The sequence below is a fragment of the Aeromicrobium sp. HA genome, from assembly GCF_027171405.1.
Lineage (GTDB): Bacteria > Actinomycetota > Actinomycetes > Propionibacteriales > Nocardioidaceae > Aeromicrobium > Aeromicrobium tamlense.
On record NZ_CP114372.1, the window covers coordinates 1,700,164 to 1,725,507 of the forward strand.

Annotated in this window: 20 protein-coding genes and 1 tRNA gene; 19 read left to right on the forward strand and 2 right to left on the reverse strand. The window is 71.8% G+C overall.

Annotated features, from left to right (window positions below):
• Positions 1 to 10 precede the first annotated feature (10 nt).
• The 14 genes from cydB (at position 11) to glsA (ending at position 18,955) form a co-directional block, all read left to right on the forward strand.
• Entirely contained in the window at positions 11 to 1,006 is a 996-nt protein-coding gene (gene cydB / locus O3S82_RS08345; RefSeq protein ID WP_179424442.1) for a cytochrome d ubiquinol oxidase subunit II, read from the forward strand.
• On the forward strand, positions 1,003 to 2,598 hold the full coding sequence (gene cydD / locus O3S82_RS08350; protein ID WP_269306949.1) for a thiol reductant ABC exporter subunit CydD: 1,596 nt from the start codon (positions 1,003 to 1,005) through the stop codon (positions 2,596 to 2,598). The genes cydB and cydD overlap by 4 nt, the downstream gene beginning before the upstream one ends.
• Entirely contained in the window at positions 2,595 to 4,196 is a 1,602-nt protein-coding gene (gene cydC, locus O3S82_RS08355) for a thiol reductant ABC exporter subunit CydC (RefSeq protein ID WP_269306952.1), read from the forward strand. Before cydD ends, cydC begins: the two co-directional genes overlap by 4 nt.
• A complete protein-coding gene (ftsY, locus tag O3S82_RS08360) occupies positions 4,193 to 5,350 on the forward strand; it encodes a signal recognition particle-docking protein FtsY (RefSeq protein ID WP_179424439.1) in 1,158 nt (385 codons plus the stop codon). The genes cydC and ftsY overlap by 4 nt, the downstream gene beginning before the upstream one ends.
• Positions 5,351 to 5,456: 106 nt before the next feature.
• Complete coding sequence (locus O3S82_RS08365) at positions 5,457 to 6,716, forward strand: ammonium transporter (RefSeq protein ID WP_269306963.1); 1,260 nt, start codon at positions 5,457 to 5,459, stop codon at positions 6,714 to 6,716.
• A gap of 19 nt (positions 6,717 to 6,735) precedes the next feature.
• On the forward strand, positions 6,736 to 7,074 hold the full coding sequence (locus tag O3S82_RS08370; protein ID WP_179424437.1) for a P-II family nitrogen regulator: 339 nt from the start codon (positions 6,736 to 6,738) through the stop codon (positions 7,072 to 7,074).
• Entirely contained in the window at positions 7,008 to 9,317 is a 2,310-nt protein-coding gene (locus O3S82_RS08375) for a [protein-PII] uridylyltransferase (protein WP_269306967.1), read from the forward strand. The genes O3S82_RS08370 and O3S82_RS08375 overlap by 67 nt, the downstream gene beginning before the upstream one ends.
• Positions 9,318 to 9,343: 26 nt before the next feature.
• On the forward strand, positions 9,344 to 10,924 hold the full coding sequence (gene ffh / locus O3S82_RS08380) for a signal recognition particle protein (RefSeq protein ID WP_179424435.1): 1,581 nt from the start codon (positions 9,344 to 9,346) through the stop codon (positions 10,922 to 10,924).
• Between the two features lie 37 nt (positions 10,925 to 10,961).
• A complete protein-coding gene (locus tag O3S82_RS08385) occupies positions 10,962 to 11,468 on the forward strand; it encodes a gluconokinase (protein WP_179424434.1) in 507 nt (168 codons plus the stop codon).
• On the forward strand, positions 11,469 to 12,803 hold the full coding sequence (locus tag O3S82_RS08390) for a GntP family permease (protein WP_269306969.1): 1,335 nt from the start codon (positions 11,469 to 11,471) through the stop codon (positions 12,801 to 12,803).
• Between the two features lie 4 nt (positions 12,804 to 12,807).
• Positions 12,808 to 14,541 carry an ABC transporter ATP-binding protein gene (locus O3S82_RS08395; RefSeq protein WP_269306970.1) on the forward strand — a complete coding sequence of 578 codons (1,734 nt, stop codon included), beginning with the start codon at positions 12,808 to 12,810 and terminating at the stop codon, positions 14,539 to 14,541.
• Complete coding sequence (locus O3S82_RS08400) at positions 14,538 to 16,448, forward strand: ABC transporter ATP-binding protein (RefSeq protein ID WP_179424431.1); 1,911 nt, start codon at positions 14,538 to 14,540, stop codon at positions 16,446 to 16,448. The genes O3S82_RS08395 and O3S82_RS08400 overlap by 4 nt, the downstream gene beginning before the upstream one ends.
• 9 nt (positions 16,449 to 16,457) lie before the next feature.
• On the forward strand, positions 16,458 to 17,780 hold the full coding sequence (der, locus tag O3S82_RS08405; protein WP_269306973.1) for a ribosome biogenesis GTPase Der: 1,323 nt from the start codon (positions 16,458 to 16,460) through the stop codon (positions 17,778 to 17,780).
• Positions 17,780 to 18,955, forward strand: coding sequence for a glutaminase A (glsA, locus tag O3S82_RS08410; protein ID WP_269306974.1), 1,176 nt, complete (start codon positions 17,780 to 17,782; stop codon positions 18,953 to 18,955). The genes der and glsA overlap by 1 nt, the downstream gene beginning before the upstream one ends.
• On the opposite strand, the gene O3S82_RS08415 is transcribed toward glsA, so the two are convergent.
• Together O3S82_RS08415 and O3S82_RS08420 are read right to left on the reverse strand one after the other, a co-directional pair.
• Entirely contained in the window at positions 18,952 to 20,145 is a 1,194-nt protein-coding gene (locus O3S82_RS08415) for an HNH endonuclease signature motif containing protein (RefSeq protein WP_269306976.1), read from the reverse strand. The genes glsA and O3S82_RS08415 overlap by 4 nt on opposite strands.
• Before the next feature lie 60 nt (positions 20,146 to 20,205).
• The gene (locus O3S82_RS08420) at positions 20,206 to 21,171 is read right to left on the reverse strand and encodes an L-lactate dehydrogenase (RefSeq protein WP_269306978.1); all 966 of its coding nucleotides are present in this window, start codon (positions 21,169 to 21,171) and stop codon (positions 20,206 to 20,208) included.
• Between the two features lie 73 nt (positions 21,172 to 21,244).
• On the opposite strand from O3S82_RS08420, the gene O3S82_RS08425 reads away from it, so the two are divergent.
• The 5 genes from O3S82_RS08425 to O3S82_RS08445 all read left to right on the forward strand — a co-directional run bounded on the left by O3S82_RS08425 (position 21,245) and on the right by O3S82_RS08445 (position 25,344).
• Positions 21,245 to 21,318 (forward strand) — tRNA-Pro (locus tag O3S82_RS08425).
• A 340-nt stretch (positions 21,319 to 21,658) separates the two neighbouring features.
• A complete protein-coding gene (locus O3S82_RS08430) occupies positions 21,659 to 21,844 on the forward strand; it encodes a hypothetical protein (protein ID WP_179424426.1) in 186 nt (61 codons plus the stop codon).
• A gap of 23 nt (positions 21,845 to 21,867) precedes the next feature.
• A complete protein-coding gene (locus O3S82_RS08435; protein WP_269306980.1) occupies positions 21,868 to 23,466 on the forward strand; it encodes a hypothetical protein in 1,599 nt (532 codons plus the stop codon).
• An 8-nt stretch (positions 23,467 to 23,474) separates the two neighbouring features.
• Positions 23,475 to 24,119 carry a phosphoribosyltransferase gene (locus O3S82_RS08440; RefSeq protein ID WP_269306982.1) on the forward strand — a complete coding sequence of 215 codons (645 nt, stop codon included), beginning with the start codon at positions 23,475 to 23,477 and terminating at the stop codon, positions 24,117 to 24,119.
• Positions 24,120 to 24,156: 37 nt separating this feature from the next.
• The gene (locus O3S82_RS08445) at positions 24,157 to 25,344 is read left to right on the forward strand and encodes an MFS transporter (protein ID WP_269306984.1); all 1,188 of its coding nucleotides are present in this window, start codon (positions 24,157 to 24,159) and stop codon (positions 25,342 to 25,344) included.

A 25,344-nucleotide genomic window follows, 5' to 3' on the forward strand; every position in this document is an offset into this window, starting at 1 on the left:
GAGACCCGCCATGGAACTCACCACCGTCTGGTTCATCCTGATCGCCTTCCTGTTCGTCGGGTACTTCGTCCTGGAGGGCTTCGACTTCGGGGTCGGCATGCTCGTCGGCCTGCTGGCCAAGGACGAGAAGGAGCGCCGCGTCCTCGTCAACACGATCGGTCCCGTGTGGGACGGCAACGAGGTGTGGCTCATCGTCGGCGGCGGCGCGCTGTTCGCCGCCTTCCCCGAGTGGTACGCCACGCTGTTCAGCGGGTTCTACCTGCCGCTGTTCCTCATCCTCGTGGCGCTGATCATCCGCGGGGTCGCGTTCGAGTACCGCGGGCTGCGCGAGCACCAGGCCTGGCGCGACCGCTGGGACTGGGCGATCATCGTCGGCTCGTTCCTCCCCGCACTGCTGTGGGGCGTGGCGTTCGCCAACATCGCCCGCGGCGTGCCGCTGAACGAGTCGCACGAGTACGTGGGCGGCTTCTTCAACCTGCTGAACCCGTACGCGCTGCTCGGCGGGGTCATGACCACCGCGGTCTTCCTGACGCACGGCGCGATCTTCGTGGCGCTCAAGACCGTCGGCGACATCCGGGTGCGGGCCCACGCGTTCGCCCAGCGGGTCGGCGTCGTCGCCGCGCTCCTCGCCGTGGCCTTCATCGGCTGGACGGCCGCGCGTGACGGAGACCCGGCCGTCTGGATCATCGGCGCGGTCGCCGCGGTGGCGTTCCTCGGGGCGCTGGCCGCGAGTCACGCCGAGCGGGACGGCTGGGCCTTCGTCGGCACGGCCGTCGCGATCGCGGGCGTCGTCATCATGCTGTTCGTCTCGCTGTTCCCCGACGTCATGCCGTCGACGCTCGACCCGGCGTTCAGCCTCACCACCGAGAACGCGTCGTCGACGCCGTACACCCTGAAGATCATGACGTGGGTCGCGGTGGCGTTCACGCCCATCGTGCTGATCTACCAGTCGTGGTCGTACTGGGTGTTCCGCAAGCGCATCGGCGTGCAGCACATCCCGGCGTGAGACCTCTCGACCCCCGGCTGGTCCGCCGCTCGGCCACCGTCCGCACCCACCTGGTGTGGTCGGTGGCCCTGGGCGCGCTCACCGCCGTGCTCATCATCGGCGTCTCGTGGTGCATCGCCGAGGTCGTGTCCCGTCGCTTCGACGGCCGTGAGGTGCTGCTGCTCCCGCTCGTCATCGCGGCGGCGTTCGGCCTGCGGGCCGCGATCGCGTGGGCCCACGGCGTCGTGAGCGAGCGCGCCGCGATCCGCGTGAAGGCCGAGCTCCGGTCCGAGGTCGTCGACGACCTGCTGGACCCCCGCCGCGTCGGAGCACGACCCGAGAGCGGTCGCCTCGTCGCGCTGCTGGGCCCCGGCATGGACGCCTTCGACGGCTACGTCGGGAGGTTCCTGCCCCAGCTCGCGCTCGCGGTCATCGTGCCCACCGCGGTCATCGCGGTCATCGCCTGGACCGACCTGCTCTCGGCGGTCATCATCGTCGTCACGCTGCCGCTGATCGGCGTGTTCATGTGGCTCGTCGGCGTGCTGACCCGCGACCGCGTGGAGCGTCGCTGGGCCGCGATGGAGCGGCTGGCCCGGCACTTCACCGACGTGCTCGACGGGCTCGTCGTGCTGAAGGTCTTCGGCCGCCGCCAGGAGCGCGGCCTCCGCGAGGTCGGCGACCGACACCGCCTCGAGACGATGCGCGCGCTGCGTCTCGCGTTCCTCTCGTCCCTGGTGCTCGAGCTCATCGCGACGATCTCGGTGGCGCTCGTGGCCGTGAGCGTGGGCCTGAGGGTCGTCGAGGGACACCTCGAGCTGCGCGACGCGATGTTCGTGCTCCTGTTGGCCCCCGAGGCGTACCTGCCGGTCCGGCGCGTGGGAACGATGTTCCACGACAGCACCGAGGGCGCGACCGCCACGGCCGAGCTGCTCGACCTGCTCGACCACGAGCGGCACGAGGGCACGCTGGCGCCGCCCGCCGGTCCCGCGCCCATCGCCGTCCGCGCCGCGCGGCTGACCCACCCCGGGCGCACGGCCACGTCGCTCGCGGTGGACGACCTGACGGTCGAGCCGGGGGAGTTCCTCGCGGTGGTCGGGCGCTCCGGCGGCGGCAAGTCCACGCTGCTGGACGTGCTGCTCGGGTTCGAGCGGCTCGACGCCGGCGAGGTGTCGGTCGGCGGCACCCCGCTCGCCGACCTCGACGTCACCGCGTGGCGCGAGTCGGTCGCGTGGGTGCCGCAGACGCCGCACCTCGTCGCCGGGACGCTCGCCGACAATGTGGCGCTGGGCCAGCCCGGCGCCTCCCGTGAGGAGATCGCGTCGGCCGCGCTGGACGCCGGACTCGACCTCGGTCTCGACCGCGTCGTCCGCGAGGGCACGACCGACCTGTCGGCGGGGGAGCGGCGCCGGGTCGCGGTGGCTCGCGCCCTGCTGCGGGCGCGGCGGTCTGGTGCCTGGCTGGTCCTGCTCGACGAGCCCACGGCCGGACTCGACGCCCGGCACGAGGCCACCGTCCTGGCGGCGCTGCGCGACTCGGGGGCCACCGTCATCGTGGTGACCCACCGACCCGAGACCGTCGCGGCGGCCGACCGGGTCGTGGAGGTGGCCGCATGAGCCGCACGTACTCGCGTCGCACGCGTCTGGGCTTCGGCCTCGCCACCGGCGTGGCCGCGCAGCTGGCCGCCGTGGGCCTGCTGCTCGCCTCGGCGTGGCTCATCGTCCGCGCCGCCGAGCAGCCTCCCGTGCTCTACCTCATGGTCGCGATCGTGTCGGTGCGCTTCTTCGGCATCTCGCGCTCGGTGCTGCGCTACGTCGAGCGCCTCGCCACGCACGACGTCGCGCTCGCCGACGCGGTGGAGCAGCGGGTGGCGACCTACACCGATCTCGACCGCGTCGCTCCCGCCGGACTCGGCGACCTGCGTCGAGGCGACCTCGTCAGCCGCGTCGTCGCCGACGTCGCCCGGCTCCAGGACCGGCTGCTGCGACTGCGGATCCCGTGGTGGGTCGGTCTGGCCGCCACGGCGGTCGTCGTCGGGGTCGTGGCGGCCATCGACCTGAGGTCCGGACTCGTGATCGCCGTCGGCGTCGCGGTCTGCGCGCTGGCCCTGGGACGAGCCGTCGCGCTGGTCGGGGCGTCACGCAGTGGCCGCTCCGAGGCCCAAGGCCGCCTATCGGCCGAGGTCGCCGCCTCTGCGGTCGCGGCCCGGGAGCTCGTCGCCTTCGGCGCAGCGGACCGGGCTCGTGAGACCGCAGCGTCCGCGACGCGCGACGCGCAGTCGGCCCAATCCGGCGGAGCGAGCGTCGCCGGCCTGGGCTCGGCTGTCGTGCTCGCCGTCGCCGGCCTCACCGTCGCCGTCCTGGCGGCGTGGTCGGGCGGGGTCGATCCCGTGCTGGTGGGCGTCGTCCTGCTGGCGCCGATCGCGCTGATCGAGCCCTGGGACGGCTGGTCCGAGGCCGAGCGGCTGCGTCCCGAGGTCACCGCGGCCGCGGCCCGGCTCGCCGCGCTCGGCGACCTCCCGCAGCCCGTGACGGACCCGGGCTCGCCGCGAACGCTCCCGACGTCGTCCGTGCTGGTGGTCGACGAGGTCACGGTGGGCTGGGACGGACCGGTGACCCGGCCCGTCTCGTTCAAGGTCGACGAGGGCGGCACGATCGCGGTCACCGGACCGAGCGGCGTCGGCAAGTCCACGCTCGCCTACGCCCTGCTGCGGCTGCTGCCCACCAGGCACGGCGCCATCACGCTGGGCGGGGTCGGCACGAGCGAGCTCACGGCGGCCGACGTGCGCTCGCGCATCGGGTACCTCGGGCAGGACGACGCCGTGTTCGACACGTCGATCCGCGAGAACCTGCGGATCGCCGACCCGGAGGCGGACGACCAGCGCCTGCGCGCCGCGCTCGACGCCGCCGGGCTGCTGACGGCGGTCGACGCGATGCCCCAGGGCCTCGACACGCCGGTGGGTGAGCACGGCGGCCGGCTCTCGGGCGGCGAGCGCCAGCGCCTGTGCCTCGCGCGCCTGCTGCTGGCCGACCACCGGGTGCTGGTGCTCGACGAGCCCACCGAGCACCTCGACGCGCCCACCGCCGCGGCGCTCATGGACGACGTCCTGGCCCTCGCGGGTCCCGGGGGACGCAGCCTCGTGGTGATCTCGCACAGCCCGGCCGTGCTGGCCCGGTTCGACGACGTCGTCCGCTTGTCTAGGGTGGACCCGTGACCACCACGACCCTTGTCGTCCTGATCGCCGTCGCCGTCGTCGTCCTCGGTGGCGGCCTGGCGTACCTCATCGCGAACCAGCGCCGGGAGCTCCCGCCGCCGGACGTGATGGACGAGCTGACCGAGCGCGAGATCGAGCACCCCGAGCTGCGCGAGGTCGACCTCGACGAGGTCGAGGAGCTCGAGGCCGGCGTCCTCGAGGAGGAGCCGCCGGCTCCCACGATCGAGCGTCCCGAGGCGCCGCGCGGGCGTCTGTCGCGGCTGCGCTCGCGCCTCTCGCGCTCGCAGTCGAGCCTGGGCCGCGGCCTGCTGTCCCTGCTGGGCGGCGGCGACCTCACCGAGGACCAGTGGGAGGAGATCGAGGACACCCTGCTGGCGGCCGACGTCGGCGTGGGTCCCACCACCGAGCTGGTCACGAACCTGCGTGCCCGCCTGGCCGCCGAGGGCGTCAAGGACCCCGAGCGCGCCAAGCAGGTGCTCCGCGAGGAGCTGCTCGGCCTCGTCGGGCCCTCGCTCGACCGCACGCTGCGCAGCACGGGTGACGACGGCGTGCCCGGCGTCGTGCTCGTCGTGGGCGTCAACGGCACCGGCAAGACCACCACGGTCGGCCGCCTCGCCCGCGTGCTCGTCGCCGAGGACCGCACCGTCCTGCTCGGCGCCGCCGACACGTTCCGCGCCGCCGCCGCCGACCAGCTCGAGACGTGGGGCGCCCGCGTGGGCGTGCCGATCGTCCGTGGTGACGAGGGCGCCGATCCCGCCAGCGTGGGCTTCGAGGCGGTGAAGGAGGGCATCACGACCGGGGCGGACGTGGTCCTGGTCGACACCGCCGGCCGCCTGCACACCAAGTCCGGCCTCATGGACGAGCTCGGCAAGGTCAAGCGCGTCGTGGAGAAGCAGGCCCCCGTCACCGAGGTGCTGCTCGTCATCGATGCCACCACCGGCCAGAACGGCCTCACGCAGGCTCGCGTCTTCGGCGAGGTCGTCGACGTCACCGGCATCGTCCTGACGAAGCTCGACGGCACCGCGAAGGGCGGCATCGTCATCGCCGTGCAGCGCGAGCTCGGCGTGCCCGTGAAGTTCGTCGGCCTCGGCGAGGGTCCCGACGACCTCGCGCCGTTCGAGCCGGCGGACTTCGTCGACGCGCTCCTCGACTGAGGTCCGCACCCCGCGAAACCTGCGCGTAACACGACGCGGGATGTCGAAACGAAGATGACATGTCGCGGGAGGCTCCGCGAAACCGTCGACGGCCACAGTGAGGGCCATGGATGGTTACTACGCCTGGATGCTCATGGCCACGGCCATGGTGCTCTTCATGACCGTGCCCGCGCTCGCCCTGTTCTACGGCGGCATGACCCGAGCCCGCTCGGTCCTCAACATGATGATGATGTCCTACGCGGCCGCGGCCGTCGTGGGACTCGTCTACGTCCTGTGGGGCTGGTCGATGTCCTTCGGCTCGCAGAGCGTGGGCGGCTTCTTCGCCAGCCCCTTCGAGCTGTTCGGCCTCGACGGCGTCGCCTGGGACGGATACATCGCCGTCGCGTTCCAGATGACCTTCGCGATCATCACCGCGGCGCTCATCTCCGGCGCGATCGCCGACCGCGTGAAGTTCTCGGCCTGGCTGGTCTTCCTGCCGCTGTGGGTGACGTTCTCGTACTTCCCGATCGCCCACATGGTGTGGGGCGGCGGCTTCATCCACGAGCACTTCCCGGCGCAGGACTACGCCGGCGGAACGGTCGTGCACATCAACGCGGGCATCGCGGGCGGCATCCTCGCGCTGATCATCGGCAAGCGGATCGGCTGGCCGCGTGAGCAGATGCGCCCGCACAACCTGCCCCTCACGATGATGGGCGCGGCGCTGCTCTGGTTCGGATGGTACGGCTTCAACGTCGGCTCGATCGTCTTCACCGAGGGCGACGGCGGCGCCAAGGACACGGCGCAGTTCATGTCCGAGACGGGCGTGACCTTCATGAACACCACCGTCGCCACGATGGCCGCGATCCTGGCCTGGCTCGCGGTGGAGCGTCTGCTGCACGGCAAGGCCACCTCGCTCGGCGCGGCCTCGGGCATCGTCGCCGGCCTCGTCGCGATTACGCCGGCCGCCGGCGCGGTCAGCATCGTCGGTGCCATCGCCATCGGCGCGATCTCCGGTGCCCTGTGCGCCTGGGCGGTGGGCCTGAAGTTCCGCTGGGGCCTCGACGACTCGCTCGACGTGGTCGGCGTCCACCTCGTCGGCGGTCTCGTGGGCACGCTGCTGATCGGCCTGCTCAGCACCTCCGACGCCCCGGGCGGCATCGACGGCCTCCTCTACGGCGGCGGGCTCGGCTCGCTGGTCGACCAGACCATGGCCGTCGTGATCGCCGTCGTGTGGACCACGGTCTTCACCACGCTCATCGCGCTGGCCATCAAGCACACGATCGGGTGGCGTGTGGACGACGAGGACGAGGCCACGACCGGCATCGACTTCGCCGAGCACGGAGAGTCCGCCTACGACATCGCCGGGTCCACCGGATCCAGCTTCTGAGAACGGAGAGAATGATCGTATGAAGCTCGTGACCGCGGTGATCAAGCCGCACAAGTGGGAAGAGGTCCGCGAGGCGCTCGCCGCCTCCGGCGTGGCCGGGATGACCGTGACGGAGGCCAGCGGCTACGGCCAGCAGAAGGGCCACACCGAGGTCTACCGAGGCGCCGAGTACGACGTCTCGCTCGTGCCGAAGATCCGCCTCGAGGTCGTCGTGGACGATGCCGACGTCGAGGGCGTCGTCGCCACGATCACGTCGGCTGCCCAGACGGGCAAGATCGGCGACGGCAAGGTGTGGGTCGTCCCGGTCGAGTCGGTCGTCCGGGTCCGCACCGGCGAGACGGACGAAGCGGCGCTCTGAACGAGGAGCTCGACCGGGCTCGCCGGGGCCGGGCGGAGGAGACGGACCGGCTGCTGCGCGACTCGTTCGCCGCGGTGGCCGGGGACGTCGAGACCGGCCTGGCCCTGGCGGCCATCGGCGGCTACGGCCGCTCGCAGCTGTCGCCGCACAGCGACGTCGACGTGGTCCTGGTCCACTCCGACCACCTCGACCCGGCCGACGTCGACGCCCGCGCGGCCGACCTCTGGGGCCGGCTGTGGGAGGCGAACGTCCCGCTCGACCCCGCGGTGAGGTCGCTCGACGAGATGGAGCGGCTGGCCGCGGCGGACCACCGCGTCGCGATCGGCGTCGTCGACGCACGCTGCGTGGCCGGTGACGCCGCCGCGGTGGTGGCGATGCGCTCCACCGTGATGGCGGGCTGGCGGCGGGACGCCCGGCGCCAGCTGGCGGCCGTGCGCACGGACCGCGACGCGCGCCTCGAGCGCTCGGGCCAGCTGGCCTACGAGGCGGTGCCCGACCTGAAGGCCTCCGGGGGAGGGCTGCGCGACGCCGTCCTGCTGCGGGCGATCGCCGCGACGTGGCTCGTCGACGTCCCCGCCCGCGAGGTCGCCCAGCTGACCGCCGACCTGCTCGACGTGCGTGACCTCCTGCACGAGGTCGCCGGGAAGCGCACGGACAAGCTCGTGCCCGAGCTGGTGCCCGACATCGCCGCGCGGCTCGACCTGTCGCCGACCGACCTCGACGTGCACGTGCGCGACGTGGGGCGCCGGCTCGACCACCTCACGGCGCGCGCGTGGCGCCGCCTCGACGAGACCGACCGCAACCCGTACCGCTCGATCGGCAGCCGCGGCCCGGTGATCGAGCGGATCGTCAGCGGTGTCGGTGTCCTCGACGGCGAGATCGTCCTGACGGCCGACGCCACACCGCGGACCGACCCCGAGCTGCTCTTCCGCGTCGCCGCCACCGCCGCGCGCCGGAACCTGCCGATCAACCAGGCCTCGCTCGACCGGATGGCGCGCGAGATCAGCTGGCCGGAGGGTCCGCTCCCGGCCAGGACGCACCGTTGGCTGATCGACCTGTTCTCCGCGGGGCGCCGGCTCGTGCCGGTGTGGCTCCAGCTGGACTTCGCCGGGCTCGTCGACCCGTTCTTCCCCGAGTGGGCCGGCATCCGGCTGCGGGGCTCCTCCTCGCCGATCCATCGGTTCACGGTCGACCGGCACAGCCTCGAGGCCGTCGTGAACGCCGACGAGCTCAACCGCGACGTCGCCCGCCCCGACGTGCTGGCGGTGGCCTGCCTGCTCCACGACATCGGCAAGGGCGCGCCCGGCGACCACAGCGAGGTGGGGCAGCCGATGGCGGAGGCCGTCGCGCGGCGCTGGGGCTTCGGCGACCACGACGCCGAGACCATCGGCTGGCTCGTCCGACGACATCTGCTGCTGCCCACGATCGCCACGCGGCGCGACATCGAGGACCCCGTCACGGTGACCAACGTGGCCGAGTTCGTCCCGGACGAGGACGCGCTCGACCTGCTGTCCGCCCTTACCGCCTGCGACGCCCGCGCGACGAGCGCCTCGGCCTGGAGCGACTGGCGGCGCAGCCTCGTCGAGGGGCTGGCGGGCAAGGTGCGCGCGCGGCTGCGCGGCACGACCACGCCGCCCTCGGACGACTACGCCGGCTGGCCGGCCCACGTGCCGCTGCCCGACCTCACGGTGCCGGACGCCGACCTGCGGCTCACCGCGACCGCGCACCACGACGGCTCGCTCGTCACGATCGTCGTGCCCGACCGGCAGGGCGTCCTGGCCGACCTCGCCGGCGCGCTCACGGTGGCCGGGCTCGACATCCGCTCGTGCCGCAGCATCACGGCCGACGACGTGGCCGCCAGCCTCTGGGAGGTCACGCGGGCGTCGATCGACGCCACCGCGCTGGCCGAGCGGATCCGTCCGGTGCTGCAGGGCCGGCAGGACCTCGCCCAGCGGCTGGCCTACCGGCTCGAGCGCGACGAGTACGAGCCGCGGATCGCCGTGCTGGACACGCACGAGCAGTCGGCCACGCTGCTGCAGGTCCGCACGCTCGACCGGCGCGGGCTGGTGTGGACGGTGTGCCGCACGATCTCCGCGCTGGGGCACCACATCCGGTCGGCCCACCTGTCCACGTACGGCGACGAGGCGCGCGACGTGTTCTACGTGACGGACGACGACGGCGCCGCCCTGGACGACGATGCGGCACAGGTCCTGCGGACTGCGGTGAGCGACGCTCTCGCCTGACGGGTGCTCGGCTACTCTGGGGACCTATGTTCGATTCGCTGCAGGACCGGCTCCAGTCGGCATTCAAGGGACTCCGCGGCAAGGGCAAGCTGTCCGACGCCGACATCGACGCCGTCGCGCGTGAGATCCGCGTCGCCCTGCTCGACGCCGACGTCGCCGTGCCCGTCGTCCGCGAGTTCATCGCCAACGTCAAGGAGCGCGCCCGCGGCGCCGAGGTGAGCCAGGCGCTCAACCCGGCGCAGCAGGTCATCAAGATCGTCAACGACGAGCTCGTCCGCATCCTCGGCGGCGAGACGCGTCGCATCCGGTTCGCGAAGAACCCGCCGACCGTCATCATGCTGGCCGGCCTCCAGGGCGCGGGCAAGACCACCCTCGCGGGCAAGCTGGGTCGCTGGCTCAAGGCCCAGGGTCACTCGCCGATGCTGGTCGCGGCCGACCTCCAGCGCCCGAACGCCGTCACGCAGCTGAAGGTCGTCGGCGAGCAGGCCGGCGTCACGGTCTTCGCCCCCGAGGCCGGCAACGTCGGCGCCGCCCAGACCCAGTCGGGCACCCAGAGCATCGGCGACCCGGTGCAGGTCGCCCGCGACGCCGTCGCCGAGGCGAAGCGCTCGTTGCACGACGTCGTCGTGATCGACACCGCCGGCCGCCTCGCGATCGACGCCGAGCTGATGAAGCAGGCACGCGACATCCGCGAGGCCACGCAGCCCGACGAGGTGCTGTTCGTCATCGACGCGATGATCGGTCAGGACGCCGTCGGCACCGCCGAGGCCTTCCTCGAGGGCGTCGACTTCACCGGCGTCGTGCTGTCCAAGCTCGACGGCGACGCCCGCGGCGGTGCCGCGCTCTCGGTGCGCTCGGTCACGGGCCGCCCGATCATGTTCGCCTCCACGGGCGAGAAGCTCGACGAGTTCGACGTCTTCCACCCCGACCGCATGGCCTCGCGCATCCTCGACATGGGCGACGTCATGACGCTCATCGAGCAGGCCGAGAAGGTCTTCGACGCCGACCAGGCCGCGCAGGCGGCCGAGAAGGTCGCCGGCGGCTCGTTCACCCTGGGCGACTTCCTCCAGCAGATGGAGGCCCTGTCGAAGATGGGGTCGATGACGAAGATGCTCGGGATGCTGCCGGGCATGGGCCAGTTCAAGGACCAGCTCGCGAACTTCGACGAGAAGGACATCGACAAGATCAAGGCGATCATCCGCTCGATGACGCCTGCCGAGCGCGACAACCCCAAGATCATCGACGGCTCGCGCCGCGCCCGCATCGCTCGTGGCTCGGGCACGCAGGTCAGCGACGTCAACCAGCTCGTCACCCGCTTCTTCGAGGCCGCCAAGATGATGCAGCGGATGGCGAAGGGCGGCGGCATGCCGGGAATGGGCGGCATGCCCGGGATGCCCGGCATGGGAGCCGGCAAGCGCGCCGGCGCCAAGCAGCCGAAGCAGGCCAACAAGAAGAAGGGCAAGCGCGTGTCGGGCAACCCGGCCAAGCGCGCGGCGGCCGCGAAGGCCGAGCCCGCGAAGCCCGCCGGTGCCGGCGCGTTCGGGTTCGACCAGAACGCCGCGGCCGACGACTTCGAGCTGCCCAAGGAGCTGCGCGACCTGCTCTGACGCGACGGGCGCCCGCGCCGGGCGTAGCGTGTGGGCCATGAGTCCACCGCTGGTCGTGGTCATGGGGATCTCGGGGGTCGGCAAGTCCGCGGTGGGTCACGCGGTGGCCGACCGCGCCGACGTCCCCTACGCCGACGGCGACGACTACCACCCGAAGGCCAACATCGAGAAGATGTCGGCCGGTCAGGCGCTCACCGACGAGGACCGCTGGCCCTGGCTCGAGCTGATCGGCGGCTGGCTCGCCGAGCACGACGAGGCCGGCGGCGTGATCAGCTGCTCCGCGCTGCGTCGCGTCTACCGCGGCGTCCTCACGAAGCACGCCCCGCGCACGGTGTTCCTGCACCTCGTGGGCGACCACGCGCTGATCCTGTCCCGCATGGAGGGACGCGACCACTTCATGCCGACCTCGCTGCTGGAGTCGCAGGAGGCCACCCTCGAGCCACTCGAGGCCGATGAGAACGGCGTCGTCTTCGACGTCACCGAGACGCCCGAGCGGATCGCGGCGGCGTTCCTGCTCTGGCTGCGCACCCAGGAGGATGCCTGAATGTCCGACTCGACCCAGCTGATCCTCGCGGCCCTCATCGGCATCGCGGTCATCGTCGTGCTGATCACGGTGGCCAAGCTGCACCCGTTCCTGAGCCTGACCCTCGGCTCGCTCGCGGTCGGCGCCATGGCCGGAATGCCGATGGCCGACGTGCTGGAGAGCTTCAGCACGGGCGTCGGCGACACCGTGGCCGGCGTCGGCATGCTGATCGCCCTCGGTGCCATGTTCGGCAAGCTGCTCGCGGACTCCGGGGGAGCGGACCAGATCGTCGACACGATCATCGGGAAGTCGTCCGACCGGATGCTGCCCTGGGCGATGGCCGGTATCGGCGCGCTCATCGGCCTGCCGATGTTCTTCGAGATCGGCCTCGTGCTGCTGATGCCGGTGATCTTCCTGGTGGCGCGCCGGTCGGGGAAGTCGCTGATCGCGCTCGGCATCCCGGCCCTGGCCGGCCTGTCGGCGATGCACGGGTTCGTGCCTCCGCACCCCGGTCCGCTCGTCGCCGTGGACGCGCTGGACGCGGACCTCGGCCTCACCCTCGGTCTCGGCGTCCTGGTCGCGATCCCCACGATCATCGTCGCCGGCCCGATGTTCGCGAAGGTCGCCACGCGCTGGGTCGACATCCCGGCGCCCGACCTCTTCTCCACCGACGAGACCGTGACCCACGAGAAGCGTCCGTCGTTCGCGCTGACGCTCGCCACGGTCCTGCTGCCGGTCGTGCTGATGCTGGCCAAGACGGTCGCCGACATCATCGAGGCCGAGGGGATCGTGCGGTCGACGCTCGACTTCATCGGCACGCCGCTCGTCGCCCTGCTGATCTCGGTGCTGGTGGCGCTGTTCACCTTCGGCCGGGCAGGCGGCATGGAGTGGCAGAAGATCATGGACAGCCTCGGCGCCTCGCTCGGTCCGATCGCGGGCATCGTGTTCATCGTCGGCGCCGGCGGCGGCTTCAAGCAGACCCTCATCGACACCGGCATCGCCGACGTCGTGGCGGGCTGGGTCGAGGACACGGACTTCTCCGTGCTGGTGGTGGCGTGGCTCGTGGCCGTGCTGATCCGCCTGGCGACGGGCTCGGCGACGGTCGCCACCGTCACGGCCTCGGGCATCATGGCGCCGCTCGCCGAGGGCCTCAGCACCCCCGAGGTCTCGCTGCTCGTGCTCGCGATCGGCGCGGGCTCGGTGTTCTTCAGCCACGTGAACGATGCGGGCTTCTGGCTGGTCAAGGAGTACTTCGGCATGACGGTCGGCCAGACCATCAAGACCTGGTCGCTCATGGAGACCGTGCTGTCCGTGTCCGGTCTGGTGTTCGTGCTCTTGCTGGGACTCGTAGTCTGATCGGGTGCTGATCGCGCTCCTGCGCCACCACCTGCGGCCCTACCGGGTCCCGGTCCTGGTGGTGTGCCTCTTCCAGCTGGTCCAGACCCTGGCCACCCTGTACCTGCCCGGACTCAACGCCGACATCATCGACGAGGGCGTCGCCCAGGGCGACATCGGCCACATCTGGCGCGTCGGCGGGCTCATGCTCGCGGTGACGGTGCTCCAGGTCGTGTGCAACGTCGTCGCCGTCTACGTCGGGTCGCGCGTGGCGATGGCCGTGGGCCGCGACCTTCGTGCCGCGGTGTTCGGCAAGGTCCAGTCGTTCGGCAGCCGCGAGATGGCCTCGTTCGGGCCGCCCACGCTGATCACCCGCAACACCAACGACGTCCAGCAGGTCCAGCTGCTGCTGTTCATGGGCCTGACGATGATGGTCGCCGCGCCGATCACCGGCATCGGCGGCCTCGTCATGGCGCTGCGCGAGGACGTGCAGCTGTCGGGCGTCTTCCTGATCGTGCTGCCGGTCCTCGTGATCTCGCTGGGCCTGATCATCGCGCGCATGCGGCCCCTGTTCCGGCTCATGCAGGAGCGGATCGACACCCTGAACCAGATCATGCGCGAGCAGATCACCGGGGTGCGCGTCGTCCGTGCGTTCGTGCGCGAGGACCAGGAGGCCGCGCGCTTCGCCCACGCCAACGAGCTGAACCGCCAGGTCGCCGTCGGCGCGGGTCGCCTGATGACGATCTTCTTCCCGCTCCTGATGGGCATCATGAACCTCTCGGTCGTCCTCGCGCTGTGGTGGGGCGCCTCGCGCATCGGCGCGGGCGAGCTGCAGATCGGGCAGCTGACCGCGTTCCAGCAGTACCTGATCCAGACGCTGATGGCGGTCATGATGGCCACCTTCATGTTCATGCTGTGGCCGCGGTCGGAGGTCTCGGCCGAGCGCCTCACCGAGGTGCTGCGGACCGAGCCGGCGGTCGACCTCGACCCGGAGGTGCCGTCGGTCGAGCTCACGCAGGGGCGTGTCGACGTCGACGGCGCCTCGTTCGCCTACCCGGGTGCCGAGAGCTCGGTCATCTCCGACGTGTCGCTCGTGGCGCGCCCCGGCGAGACCACGGCGATCGTGGGCTCGACGGGCAGCGGCAAGACCACGCTGCTCGGTCTCGTCGCGCGGCTCTTCGACGTGACGAAGGGGCGTGTTCTGGTCGACGGCCTCGACGTCCGCGACGTGCGACCGGCCGACGTCTGGAGCGCGATCGGCCTCGTCCCGCAGAAGGCGTTGCTGTTCACCGGCACGATCGCCGACAACCTGCGCTTCGGGCGCGCCGACGCCACCGACGAGGAGCTCTGGGACGCCCTGCGCATCGCCCAGGCGGAGGACTTCGTCCGTGCCATGCCCGAGGGTCTCGGGTCGCCCGTCAGCCAGGGCGGCTCGAACTTCTCCGGCGGCCAGCGCCAGCGCCTCGCGATCGCCCGCGCGATCGTGAAGCGCCCGCGCATCTACCTGTTCGACGACTCGTTCTCCGCACTGGACTACGCCACCGACGCGGCCCTGCGTGCGGCGCTCAAGCCCGTCACCGGCGACGCCGCCGTGGTGATCGTGGCCCAGCGGATCAGCACGATCCGCGACGCCGACCGGATCCTCGTCCTCGACGAGGGCCGGGCGGTCGGCACGGGCACGCACGAGCAGCTCATGGAGACCTGCGAGGTCTACCGCGAGATCGTCCTGTCGCAGCTGTCGCCGGAGGAGGCCCGATGAGCTGGCACGGAGCGCCGCAGAAGCCAGCGCGGGCGACCGAGTTCAAGGCCACGTTCGGCCGCGTGTTCCGCCGGCTGCTGCGCGACCGCACGATGGTGTTCGCCCTGGCGGCGTTCGGCCTCATCGGCGTGACACTGTCGGTGATCGGCCCGAAGGTCCTCGGCCACGCCACCGACGTGATCTTCGACGGCTTCCTCTCCAGCCAGTTCCCCGAGGGGATGACGAAGGCCGAGGCCGTCGCCTCGCTGCGCGCGGACGGACAGGACCAGCTGGCCGAGCTCGTCTCCGCCATCGACCTGAGGCCCGGCGAGGGCATCGACATGGGCCGCCTCGGCACGATCCTGGCAATCGTCACCGTGGTCTACGTCGTGTCGTCGCTGTTCATGTGGCTCCAGGGCGTCCTCGCCACCACCGTGGTCCAGCGGATGGTCGCCGACCTGCGCAACGACGTGGAGGACCAGCTCAACCACCTGCCGCTCGCGCACCTCGACCGGCAGGAGCGCGGCGAGATCATGTCGCGCACCACGAACGACCTCGACAACCTCGCGCAGTCGCTGCAGCAGACCCTCAGCCAGATGATCACGAGCATCCTCATGGTGATCGGCACGCTGGCGATGATGTTCTGGATCTCGCCGCTGCTGACGATCATCGCCCTGGTGACGATCCCCGTCGCGATCGCGATCACCGGCGCCGTCATGAAGCGCTCGCAGCCGCAGTTCGTGGCGCAGTGGACGCAGACCGGCCGCCTCAACGCGATCGTCGAGGAGTCCTTCACCGGCCACGAGGTCGTCAAGGTGTTCGGCCGCCAGAAGGTGGCCGAGGAGGAGTTCGCGGCCACGAACGACGAGCTGTTCGGGGCGTCGTTCCGGGCGCAGTTCATCTCCGGCGTGATCCAGCCGCTCATGATGTTCGTCTCGAACCTCAACTACGTCCTGGTCGCCGTGGTGGGCGGCCTGCGGGTCGCCAACGGATCGCTGTCGCTCGGCTCGGTGCAGGCGTTCATCCAGTACTCGCGCCAGTTCACGCAGCCGCTCACGCAGGTCGCCGCGATGGTGAACCTGCTGCAGTCGGGCATGGCGTCGGCCGAGCGCGTGTTCGCGTTCCTCGACGAGGAGCGCGAGCGTCCCGATCGCGTCGACGCGCCTGAGCCCGATCCGCTGCGCGGCCGCGTCGTCTTCGACCACGTGGACTTCTCGTACACCGACGAGCCGCTCATCGAGGACCTCTCGCTCGTGGCCGAGCCCGGACAGACCGTCGCGATCGTCGGACCCACCGGCGCGGGCAAGACCACGCTGACGAACCTCGTGCTGCGCTTCTACGAGGTCGACGGCGGGCGCATCACGCTCGACGGCGTCGACATCGCGGACATGAGCCGGCGCGAGCTCCGCGACGACTTCGGCGTCGTCCTGCAGGACACGTGGCTGTTCTCGGGCACGATCCGGGAGAACATCGCGTACGGCGCCGACGACCCGACGGAGGAGCAGATCCTCGCGGCGGCGCAGGCGGCCTCGGTGGACCACTTCGTGCGCACGCTGCCCGACGGCTACGACACCGTGATCACCGACGACGGCGGGGGAGTGAGCGCCGGACAGCGCCAGCTGCTCACGATCGCGCGGGCGTTCCTGGCCGATCCGGCGATCCTCGTGCTCGACGAGGCGACCAGCTCGGTGGACACCCGCACCGAGGCCCTCGTGCAGTCGGCGATGAACGACCTGCGCTCCGGACGCACCAGCTTCGTGGTCGCGCACCGGCTCTCCACGATCCGCGACGCGGACCTGATCGTCGTCATGGAACAGGGTCGGATCGTCGAGCAGGGCACGCACGACGAGCTCATCGCGGCGGAGGGCGCGTACCAGCGGCTGTACGCCGCGCAGTTCGCCTCCACGGCGCAGACACCGCCCCGATAGGCTGTGCGGGTGTCCACACAGCCCGTTCTCGCCGTCATCGGCCGTCCCAATGTCGGCAAGTCGACTTTGGTCAACCGCATCATCGGACGCCGCGAGGCCGTCGTCGAGGACGTCCCCGGCGTGACTCGCGACCGCGTCCCCTACGACGCGGTCTGGAACGGTCGCGCGTTCACCGTCGTGGACACGGGCGGCTGGGACCCCGACGCCAAGGGCATGGCCGAGCGGATCGCCGCCCAGGCCGAGGTCGCCATCGCCGTCGCCGACGCGATCCTGTTCGTCGTCGACGCCCGCGTGGGCGCCACCGACGTCGACGACCGCGTCGTGCGCCTGCTCCGCGACGCCGGCAAGCCGGTCGTCCTCGCGGCGAACAAGGTGGACGACCAGAAGAGCGAGCTCGAGGCCGCCGCACTGTGGAACCTCGGCCTCGGCGAGCCGTACCCCGTCTCCGCCCTGCACGGCCGCGGCAGCGGCGACCTGCTCGACGCCATCATGAGTGCCCTGCCCGAGGCACCGCCCGAGGACTTCGACGCTCCCGCCGGCCCGCGTCGCGTGGCGATCGTCGGCAAGCCCAACGTGGGCAAGTCCAGTCTGCTCAACAAGCTGGTGGGCGAGGACCGCGTCGTCGTCGACAACGCCTCGGGCACCACGGTCGACCCCGTCGACGAGCTCGTCGAGCTGGGCGGGCGCCTGTGGACCTTCATCGACACCGCCGGCATCCGCAAGCGCGTCAAGACCGCCAGCGGCCACGAGTACTACGCCAGCCTGCGCACCTCCAGCGCGATCGAGCGCGCCGAGGTCGCGGTCATGGTGATCGACGCGAGCGAGTCGATCACCGAGCAGGACCTGCGCATCATCAACACGATCGAGGAGACCGGCCGCGCCGTCGTGCTGGCCTTCAACAAGTGGGACCTCGTCGACGACGAGCGCCGCTTCTACCTCGACCGCGAGATCGAGCGCGACCTCGTGCAGATCCCGTGGGCGCCGCGCATCAACGTCGCGGCCCGCACCGGCTGGCACATCGACCGCCTCGTGCGCGCGCTCGACGCGGCGCTCGAGGGCTGGGAGACCCGTGTGTCCACCGGCGCGCTGAACTCGTTCCTCGGGCGTCTCGTGGCCGAGCACCCGCACCCCGTGCGCGGCGGCAAGCAGCCGAAGATCCTCTTCGGCACGCAGGCGTCCACCTCTCCGCCCACGTTCGTGCTGTTCACCTCGGGCAAGCTCGAGGCGGGCTACCTGCGCTTCATCGAGCGCCGGCTGCGCGAGGAGTTCGGCTTCGTGGGCAGCCCAATCCACCTGCAGCAGCGCCCGCGCAAGAAGCGCGAGCGCCGCTGATGCGCTCGCCCGTCCCGGACTACCTCGACGAGGTCCTCCAGGCCTGCGGCGGCATCGAGGGCGAGCCCGCCGACTACATCCCCGAGCTGGCGAAGGTCGACCCGTCCCTGTCGGCGATCGCGATCAGCACGGTGGACGACGCGCACCACAGCGCGGGCGACGCCGAGCACCGCTTCACGATCCAGTCGATGTCGAAGCCGTTCGCGTACGCGGTGGCGATCGAGCACCTGGGCTGGGACGCCGTGCACGCAAAGATCGACGTCGAGCCCTCGGGTGAGGCGTTCAACGAGATATCGGTGGACTCCGAGACCGGTCGGCCCCACAACGCGATGATCAACGCCGGCGCGATCGCGACCGCCGGGCTGGTGGGCTCGTTCGAGCGCTTCGCCGAGTTCGCCTCGAAGCTGGCCGGCCGCGAGCTGGAGCTGGACGAGGCCGTCTACGAGTCCGAGATGGGCTCCGTGCACCGCAACCTGGCGCTCGCGCACCTCATGGCGGCCTACGGCGTCGTCGAGGACCCGGTCGACGCGGTCGAGCGCTACGTGCGTCAGTGCTCGCTGGCGGTGGACGTGCGCGACCTGTCGCGGATGGCGGCCACGCTGGCGAACGGTGGCGTCCAGCCCGAGACGGGGGAGCGTCTGATGGCCGAGGCCACCGCCCGGCAGGTGCTCAGCGTGATGGCCACGTGCGGGATGTACGACGCGGCGGGCGACTGGCTCAGCACCGTGGGCATCCCGGCGAAGAGCGGCGTCTCCGGCGGCATCATCGGCGTGCTGCCGGGCCAGGTGGGCGTCGCGGTGTTCTCGCCGGGCCTGGACGCGCACGGCAACAGCGCCCGCGGCGTGGAGATGATGCGCCGTCTGTCGGACGACATGGGCATGCACCTGATGAATCCCGGCCGTCCGTCGCGCTCGGCGCTGGCCGACGTGCGGGTGGAGGACGACGCCACGACCTACGTGCTGGGCGGCGACCTGCTCTTCGCGAGCGCCGAGTCGCTGATCCGTCACCTGGTGGAGAACCCGCCGGAGACGCAGCGGGTCGTGTTCGACATCCGCCGCGTCGACGAGGTCACCGACGTGGGTCGCCGCATGGCGCTGGAGGCCAAACGCCGGCTCGAGCTCGACGGCCTCAGCGTTACGGTGACGGACCTCGACGACGACGCTCGCCTGATCTAGACCGCCGGCCACAGGTCGAGCTCCGCCACGACGGGCGCGGGCAGGTGCCACCGCTCGCGGTGCTCGACCGCGGGTGCGATGAACTTCTCGGGCAGTCGTCCGTGCGACTTCATGTTGTGGTGCTTGCGACAGAGGCAGCGCAGGTTCGCGGCACTGGTGGTGCCGCCCCGGTCGTAGGCCAGCTCGTGGTCGAGATCGGTCTCGGCCACCGGTGCTCGGCAGCCGGCCACCCGGCAGGTGCCGTCCCTCCAGTGCAGGGCGGCCCGGAGGGAGTCCGGCGGTTGGTAGCCGAGGCTGGTGGTGTCGAGCACCCGGCCGAGCGGATCGAGGACGAGGCGGCGGAAAAGCGTGGTCTCAGAGGCGGCGAGCTCGCGGACCCACTCGGCCGGCAGTGCCGCTTCGCCGTCTCGGGTGACGCCCGGACCATCGGTGAGACCGAGGAGGTCGGTGGCGTCGATGCTGATGGCGATCTCGGCGCGGATGTCGGTCTCGGTGCCGGTGCAGGACGTGAGCCAGTGGCCCACGAGGTCGGCCTGGCGCTGGTCGCGGGTGCGGCGGTCGATCTCGCCCGTCTCGGCGTCGATCTTCGGCAGTGCCTGCGCCGCACGCCGCAGCCGGTGGCCGACCGCGATCGCGACGTGGGTGGGCAGGAGCGCACTCAGCCAGGACGTTCCGTCGCCGTTGTGGCTGATGTCGACGCGCCGGGTCTCGACCGAGCGCTGGGCCTCGGCGCTGACCTGCTCGGGCTCGAGTCGGGCGCGCATCCGTCGCAGCCAGGACCGGAGCTCGCCGGCGGTGTGCGTGGTGGCGTAGGCGACGACGGAGGCGTCGAGCGCCTCGGCGGCCGCCGTGGTCTCGAGCTGGTCGACCGTGGTGGCGATCAGTCCGGCGCGGGTGGCGTCGATCGACCCGTCGCCGAACGCGATCCACGTGCGCGGCGCCCGGTCGCGCAGCGTGCCCGCATCGTTGACGAGGCCCCACACACGGTGCTCGGTCATCCGCAGCGCCTGGGCGAGGTGCAAGGTCACCTCGCGACGACCGAGCTCCTTGCCGATCTCGGGCGCCTCTTCGGCGTCGACCTCGGCACACGCGGACTCGTGGGAGGTGAGGACGAGCGACCACAGCGTGTGCTCGGCGCGTGCCTGTGCTCGCGCCGCGCTCTGCAGCAGCAGCTGCTCGACCTGGTCCATGCGTCCAACCTAGGGACGCCCACCGACACCACTTCGGGTCGACTGCACGACGGGTCGAGGTCAGATGGCGAGGTCCTGCTGGACCTTCCGGAGTGCGTCGGCGGACGAGTGGAGCTGGCGCTCCTCGTGGGCGGACATCCGCACGTCGAGCACGCGCGAGACGCCCTTGGCATTGACGATGCTGGGCAGCGAGAGCGCGACGCCGTCGATGCCGTGGTGGCCACGGTGGACGATGCTGACGGGCAGCACGGCGTTCTCGTCGCGCAGGACCGCCTCGATGATCCGGGTCGCCGAGACGCCGATCGCGTAGTTGGTGGCGCCCTTGCCCTCGATCACGGCGTAGGCCGCGTTGCGGACCCGGTCGGTGATCTCGTCGAGCTCGCGGTGCGAGAACGGGCTCTGGTCCGAGGCCGTGGGGGAGGGCGCCCAGTCCAGGATCGGCACGGGTCCGATGCGCGCCTGCGACCACAGCGCGAACTCGGTGTCCCCGTGCTCGCCCACGATGTCGGCGTGCACGCTGTTCGGGGCGACGCCGGCGCGGGTGGCCAGCAGCTGGCGCAGCCGTGACGTGTCGAGCACGGTGCCGGACGCCATCACGCGCTCCTCGGGAAGGCCGGTGATCTGCTGCGCGGCGACCGTCAGCACATCACAGGGGTTCGTGACGAGCACGTAGACCGCGTTCGGCGCGTGCTCCATGAGGACCGGCAGCATCTGCTCGAGGATCCTCACGTTCGTGCCGGCGAGGTCGATCCGGGTCTGCCCGGGATCCTGCTTCGCACCCGCCGTGATGACGACGAGATGCGCGCCCGCGACCACCTCCGGGTCGGCTCCGCCGATGATCTGGCTGCTGCCCGTGAAGAGGGCGCCGTGCTGGAGGTCGAGCACCTCTGCCTCGACCTTCGGCCGGTTCACGTCGTACAGCGCGATGGTGCGCGCGGACCCGCGGATGAGGCAGGCGTAGGCGATCGCGGTGCCCACGCTGCCGGCTCCGACGATGGCGACCTTGGAGTTCTCGATGACGGCCATGGGCCCATTCTGGTGCCCGGCTGGGCCCCTGACGACCTCGGGAGGACCTACGGTAGACTCTTGCAGGTTGTCACGGGCTGTAGCGCAGCTTGGTAGCGCACCTGACTGGGGGTCAGGGGGTCGCAGGTTCAAATCCTGTCAGCCCGACAACGGAAAGCCCCGGGAGACCGGGGCTTTCGTCATGTCTGAGGAGGCACGCCCGATCCGCACGACGATGGATCGGCGCCCCAGTTGTGGGACGGCAGGAACTCTCTAGGCTGGGTTCATCGGCACCGCAGTGGGCGACAGCGGTGCGGAGGGGGTCGTGACCATGCATTTGCCGAACCGGATGAGGTACTGGAGCCGCGCCGCAGGTGAGGCGGTGGCGAGGAGATGGGTGCCCGCGCGCCCTCCTGCCAAGCCCGCGCGGGAGCCCCGCGGCGCCGACGAGATGGCGCTCCTGATGTCTGCATGCGCTCCCGACGGCGGGCTTCCCACCCTTGACCTGGTGGACGTCGACGAGCTGGCCGAGATCGTGGCTGGCCGCAGCGACACCTCTCTCGAGTCGGCCAGGCGGGCCGTGCGACGAGGCGTGCTGTGCGCGGGCTACACGCCCGAGAGCCGCCACATCACGACAGCCGATGCGTTCGACGTCGTGGAGGAAGCGCTGCGGTTCCACGTCCGACGAGGCTGACTCTCGTCGAGAGGGTGAGGACGATGCGGGCTCGGCAGGCGACTCCGCGTGAGGTGGAGATCCGCAGTGAGCCGCGACGTCCCGAGACCGACACGACGCTCGGTGTCTCGGTCACGGCCGCCGCTCCGGCGCGGCAGGCGCGCCACCGCCTGGTCACGGTGGGAGACTCGCTCACGCACGGGTTCATGAGCGGTGCGATCCACCGGACCGACCTGTCGTGGCCCGCCATGGTGGCCTACGAGCTCGGTCTGTCGGCGCAGGAGTTCACGTACCCGACCTATGAGTGGCCCACCGGGCCCGGTGGCCTCCCGGTCGACCTCGAACGGCTGGCGCGGGAGTTCGACCGCCGGTTCGGCAGCCGCCTGGACCTGCTCGAGAGCCTCCGCGCGGCGCCGTGGCTGCGCGACCACATGGACAGCATCGAGGACTTCTGGGAGCGCGGGACCGGCTCCCGTCCGCCCGGCCGGGGCGCCCCGTTCCACAACATGGCCGTCTACGGCTGGGACGTCCTGGACCCCTTGGTGACGACCGAGGCCCGCATCGAGCGGACGCTCGCGGCGCCGACGACGGACGACTTCCTCGGCCAGCTGGTCGAGCACCACCACGCGCGAGCGGCGTGGCCCGTCCTGCGCCGCGCCGCCGGCGACGACCCGCGGCGCACCGTCCTCGACGCGATCGAGGACCTCGCGGTGGACGAGGGGATCGAGACGCTCGTGGTCGTCCTGGGGTCCAACAACGCGCTGGGCTCCATCGTCTCGCTCGAGACCGTGTGGACGCCCGAGGGCTACGCCGAGCTGACGCTCGCTCAGCGACGTGACGCCCGGGCGGGCTGCACGATCTGGCGACCGAGCGCGTTCGAGGCCGACTGGGCCGACCTCGTCGCGCGACTGCGCAGGATCCCCGCCCAGCACGTCGTGGTGGCGACGGTCCCGTCGGTGACGATCGCGCCGATCGCCCGCGGCACGCACCAGAAGGTGCGCCCGGACTCGCGGTACTTCCCGTTCTACACACGGCCGTGGGTGACCGACGAGGACTTCGACCCGCGGCACGACCCGCACCTCGTCGAGGACGAGGTCCGCGCGATCGACTCGGCGATCGACGCCTACAACGAGACGATCATCGCGTCGGTCCGGGCCGCCCGGGAGTCCGGCCTCGACTGGCACCTGTTCGACATGGGCGGCCTGCTCGACCGGCTCGCGACCCGCCGCTACGTCGCCAGCCCGTGGGCCCGTCCGGCGTGGTGGGAGCCGTACGAGCTCCCGCCGGCGCTGAGGCGGCTGAACCCGGTGCCGACCACTCGGTTCTTCCGCTCGGGCCCCGACGGACGCACCGAGGGTGGTCTGTTCTCCCTCGACGGCGTCCACCCGACGACGATCGGCTACGGCATCCTCGCGCAGGAGGTCGTCTCGGTGCTCCGCTCGGCGGGCGTCGCCTTCTTCGACCGGAAGGGCCACCCGCGCGCCGACCCGGTGGAGCTGGACTTCGAGCGGCTGCTGCGCGCTGACACCCTCGTCTCGGACCCGCCGGCGTCCATCACCAGCTCACTCGGACTGCTCGGCTGGCTGGACGACCGGATCGACTGGGTGTCGAGGTTCCTGCCGTTCGTCCACTCGCCGCTCTGAGGACGAGCATGTGGTCGCGCGCCTCCCCGCGGTTCGCCGACCGGACCGACGCCGGACGTCGACTGGTCCCGCTGGTGCGGCACCTGCGGGGGCCGGAGCTCGTCGTGCTCGGACTGCCGCGCGGCGGTGTGCCGGTCGCGTTCGAGGTCGCCCGCGCGCTGGACGCACCGCTCGACGTGGTCGTGGTGCGCAAGCTCGGCTTCCCGTTCCATGCCGAGCTGGCCATGGGCGCGATCGGCGAGGGCGGGAGCGAAGTGCTGGACGAGGCGCTGGTCGCCTACGAGGGCACGACCGAGCAGCAGGTGCGCGAGGTGGAGCGGCGGGAGCGGGAGGCGCTGGACGAGCGTGTCCGGCGCCTCCGTTCCGCCCGGGAGCCGCTGGACCTCACCGGGCGTACCGCCCTGCTCGTGGACGACGGGATCGCCACGGGAGCGACGGTGCGGGTCGCGTGCCGGGTGGCGCGGGTGCGGGGCGCGATCCGCGTGGTCGTCGCGTCGCCCGTGGCACCGACGGGGGTCGCTGACGTCCTGATCGAGGCCGACGAGGTGGTCGTGCTCCACATGCCGCTCCATTTCGCCGCGGTCGGGCACTGGTACCGCGACTTCACAGCCGTCAGCGACCGCGAGGTCGCCGCGCTGCTCGGCCTGCCCTGAGGCACGGGTGGGGCTCGACCTCTGGGACCCTCGGAGGGTGTCGACCCCCGCCAGGACCTGGTCGCCGTGGCGCGGCGTGTTCGCGTTCGGCCTGGTCAGCCTCTTCGCCGACATGGTCTACGAGGGGATGCGGTCGATCGCGGGCCCCTACCTCGGCGAGCTCGGCGCCTCGGCCGCGACCGTCGGTCTGATCACCGGTGCTGGCGAGGCGGCGGCGCTCGTGCTGCGCCTCGTGGCGGGCCGGGTCGCCGACCGCACGCAGCGGCACTGGCTGCTCACCGGGATCGGCTACGGCCTGACCGCGGTGTGCGTGCCGCTGCTGGCCGTCGCACCCGAGTTGGGCTCGGCCGGCCTCGCCGTCGCGACGCTGCTGATCCTCGCCGAGCGCACGGGCAAGGCCCTGCGGAGCCCGTCGAAGTCGGTGCTGCTCGCCTCGGCCGCGCAGTCCGTGGGCCGCGGCAAGGGCTTCGGCGTGCACAAGGCACTCGATCAGGTCGGGGCGTTCGCGGGGCCTCTCGTGGTGGCCGGCGTCGCCGCCGTGTGGAGCGTCCAGGCCGGGCTCGCGGTGCTGGCGATCCCCGGCGTCATCGCGCTGCTGATCCTGGCGGTGCTGCGGCGTCGTCTCGCGACCCCCGGCCTGGAGGAGGTGCCGGTGCCGGCCCTGGGCGACGGCGAGCGACTGCCCGCGCGGTTCCACGCCTTCGCCCTCGCGATCGCGATCACGACGGCGGGCCTGCTGACCTTCGGCCTGTTCGGCTACCACCTCGCCGAGCAGGACCTCGTGAGGACGGCGGCGGTGCCGGTCGTCTACGCCGGTGCCATGGCCGCGTCCGCACTGGCCGCCCTCGTCGCCGGCGTGGCCTTCGACCGGTGGGGCGGCGGCACGCTGATGGTGCTGCCGCTCGTCGTCGCGCCGGTGCCGGCCCTGGTCTTCCTCGACGGGCTCGGGCTCGCGCTGGTGGGCATCGTGCTGTGGGGTGCCGCGACCGGTCTGCAGGACTCCACCGTCAAGGCGCTCGTGGCCGACCTGGTGCCGCGGGAGCGCCTGGCCACCGCCTACGGCGTGTTCGCCGCCTACCAGGGCGTCGCGGCGCTGGCCGGCGGAGCGATCGCCGGGCTCCTGTACGCCGACCACCGCGTGCTGCTGTCGGCCGGCACGGCGGTCGTGATGCTGCTCGCGTACGTGCCGCTGCGGTGGGCGCTGCGGCACCGGGCACCCCGGTAG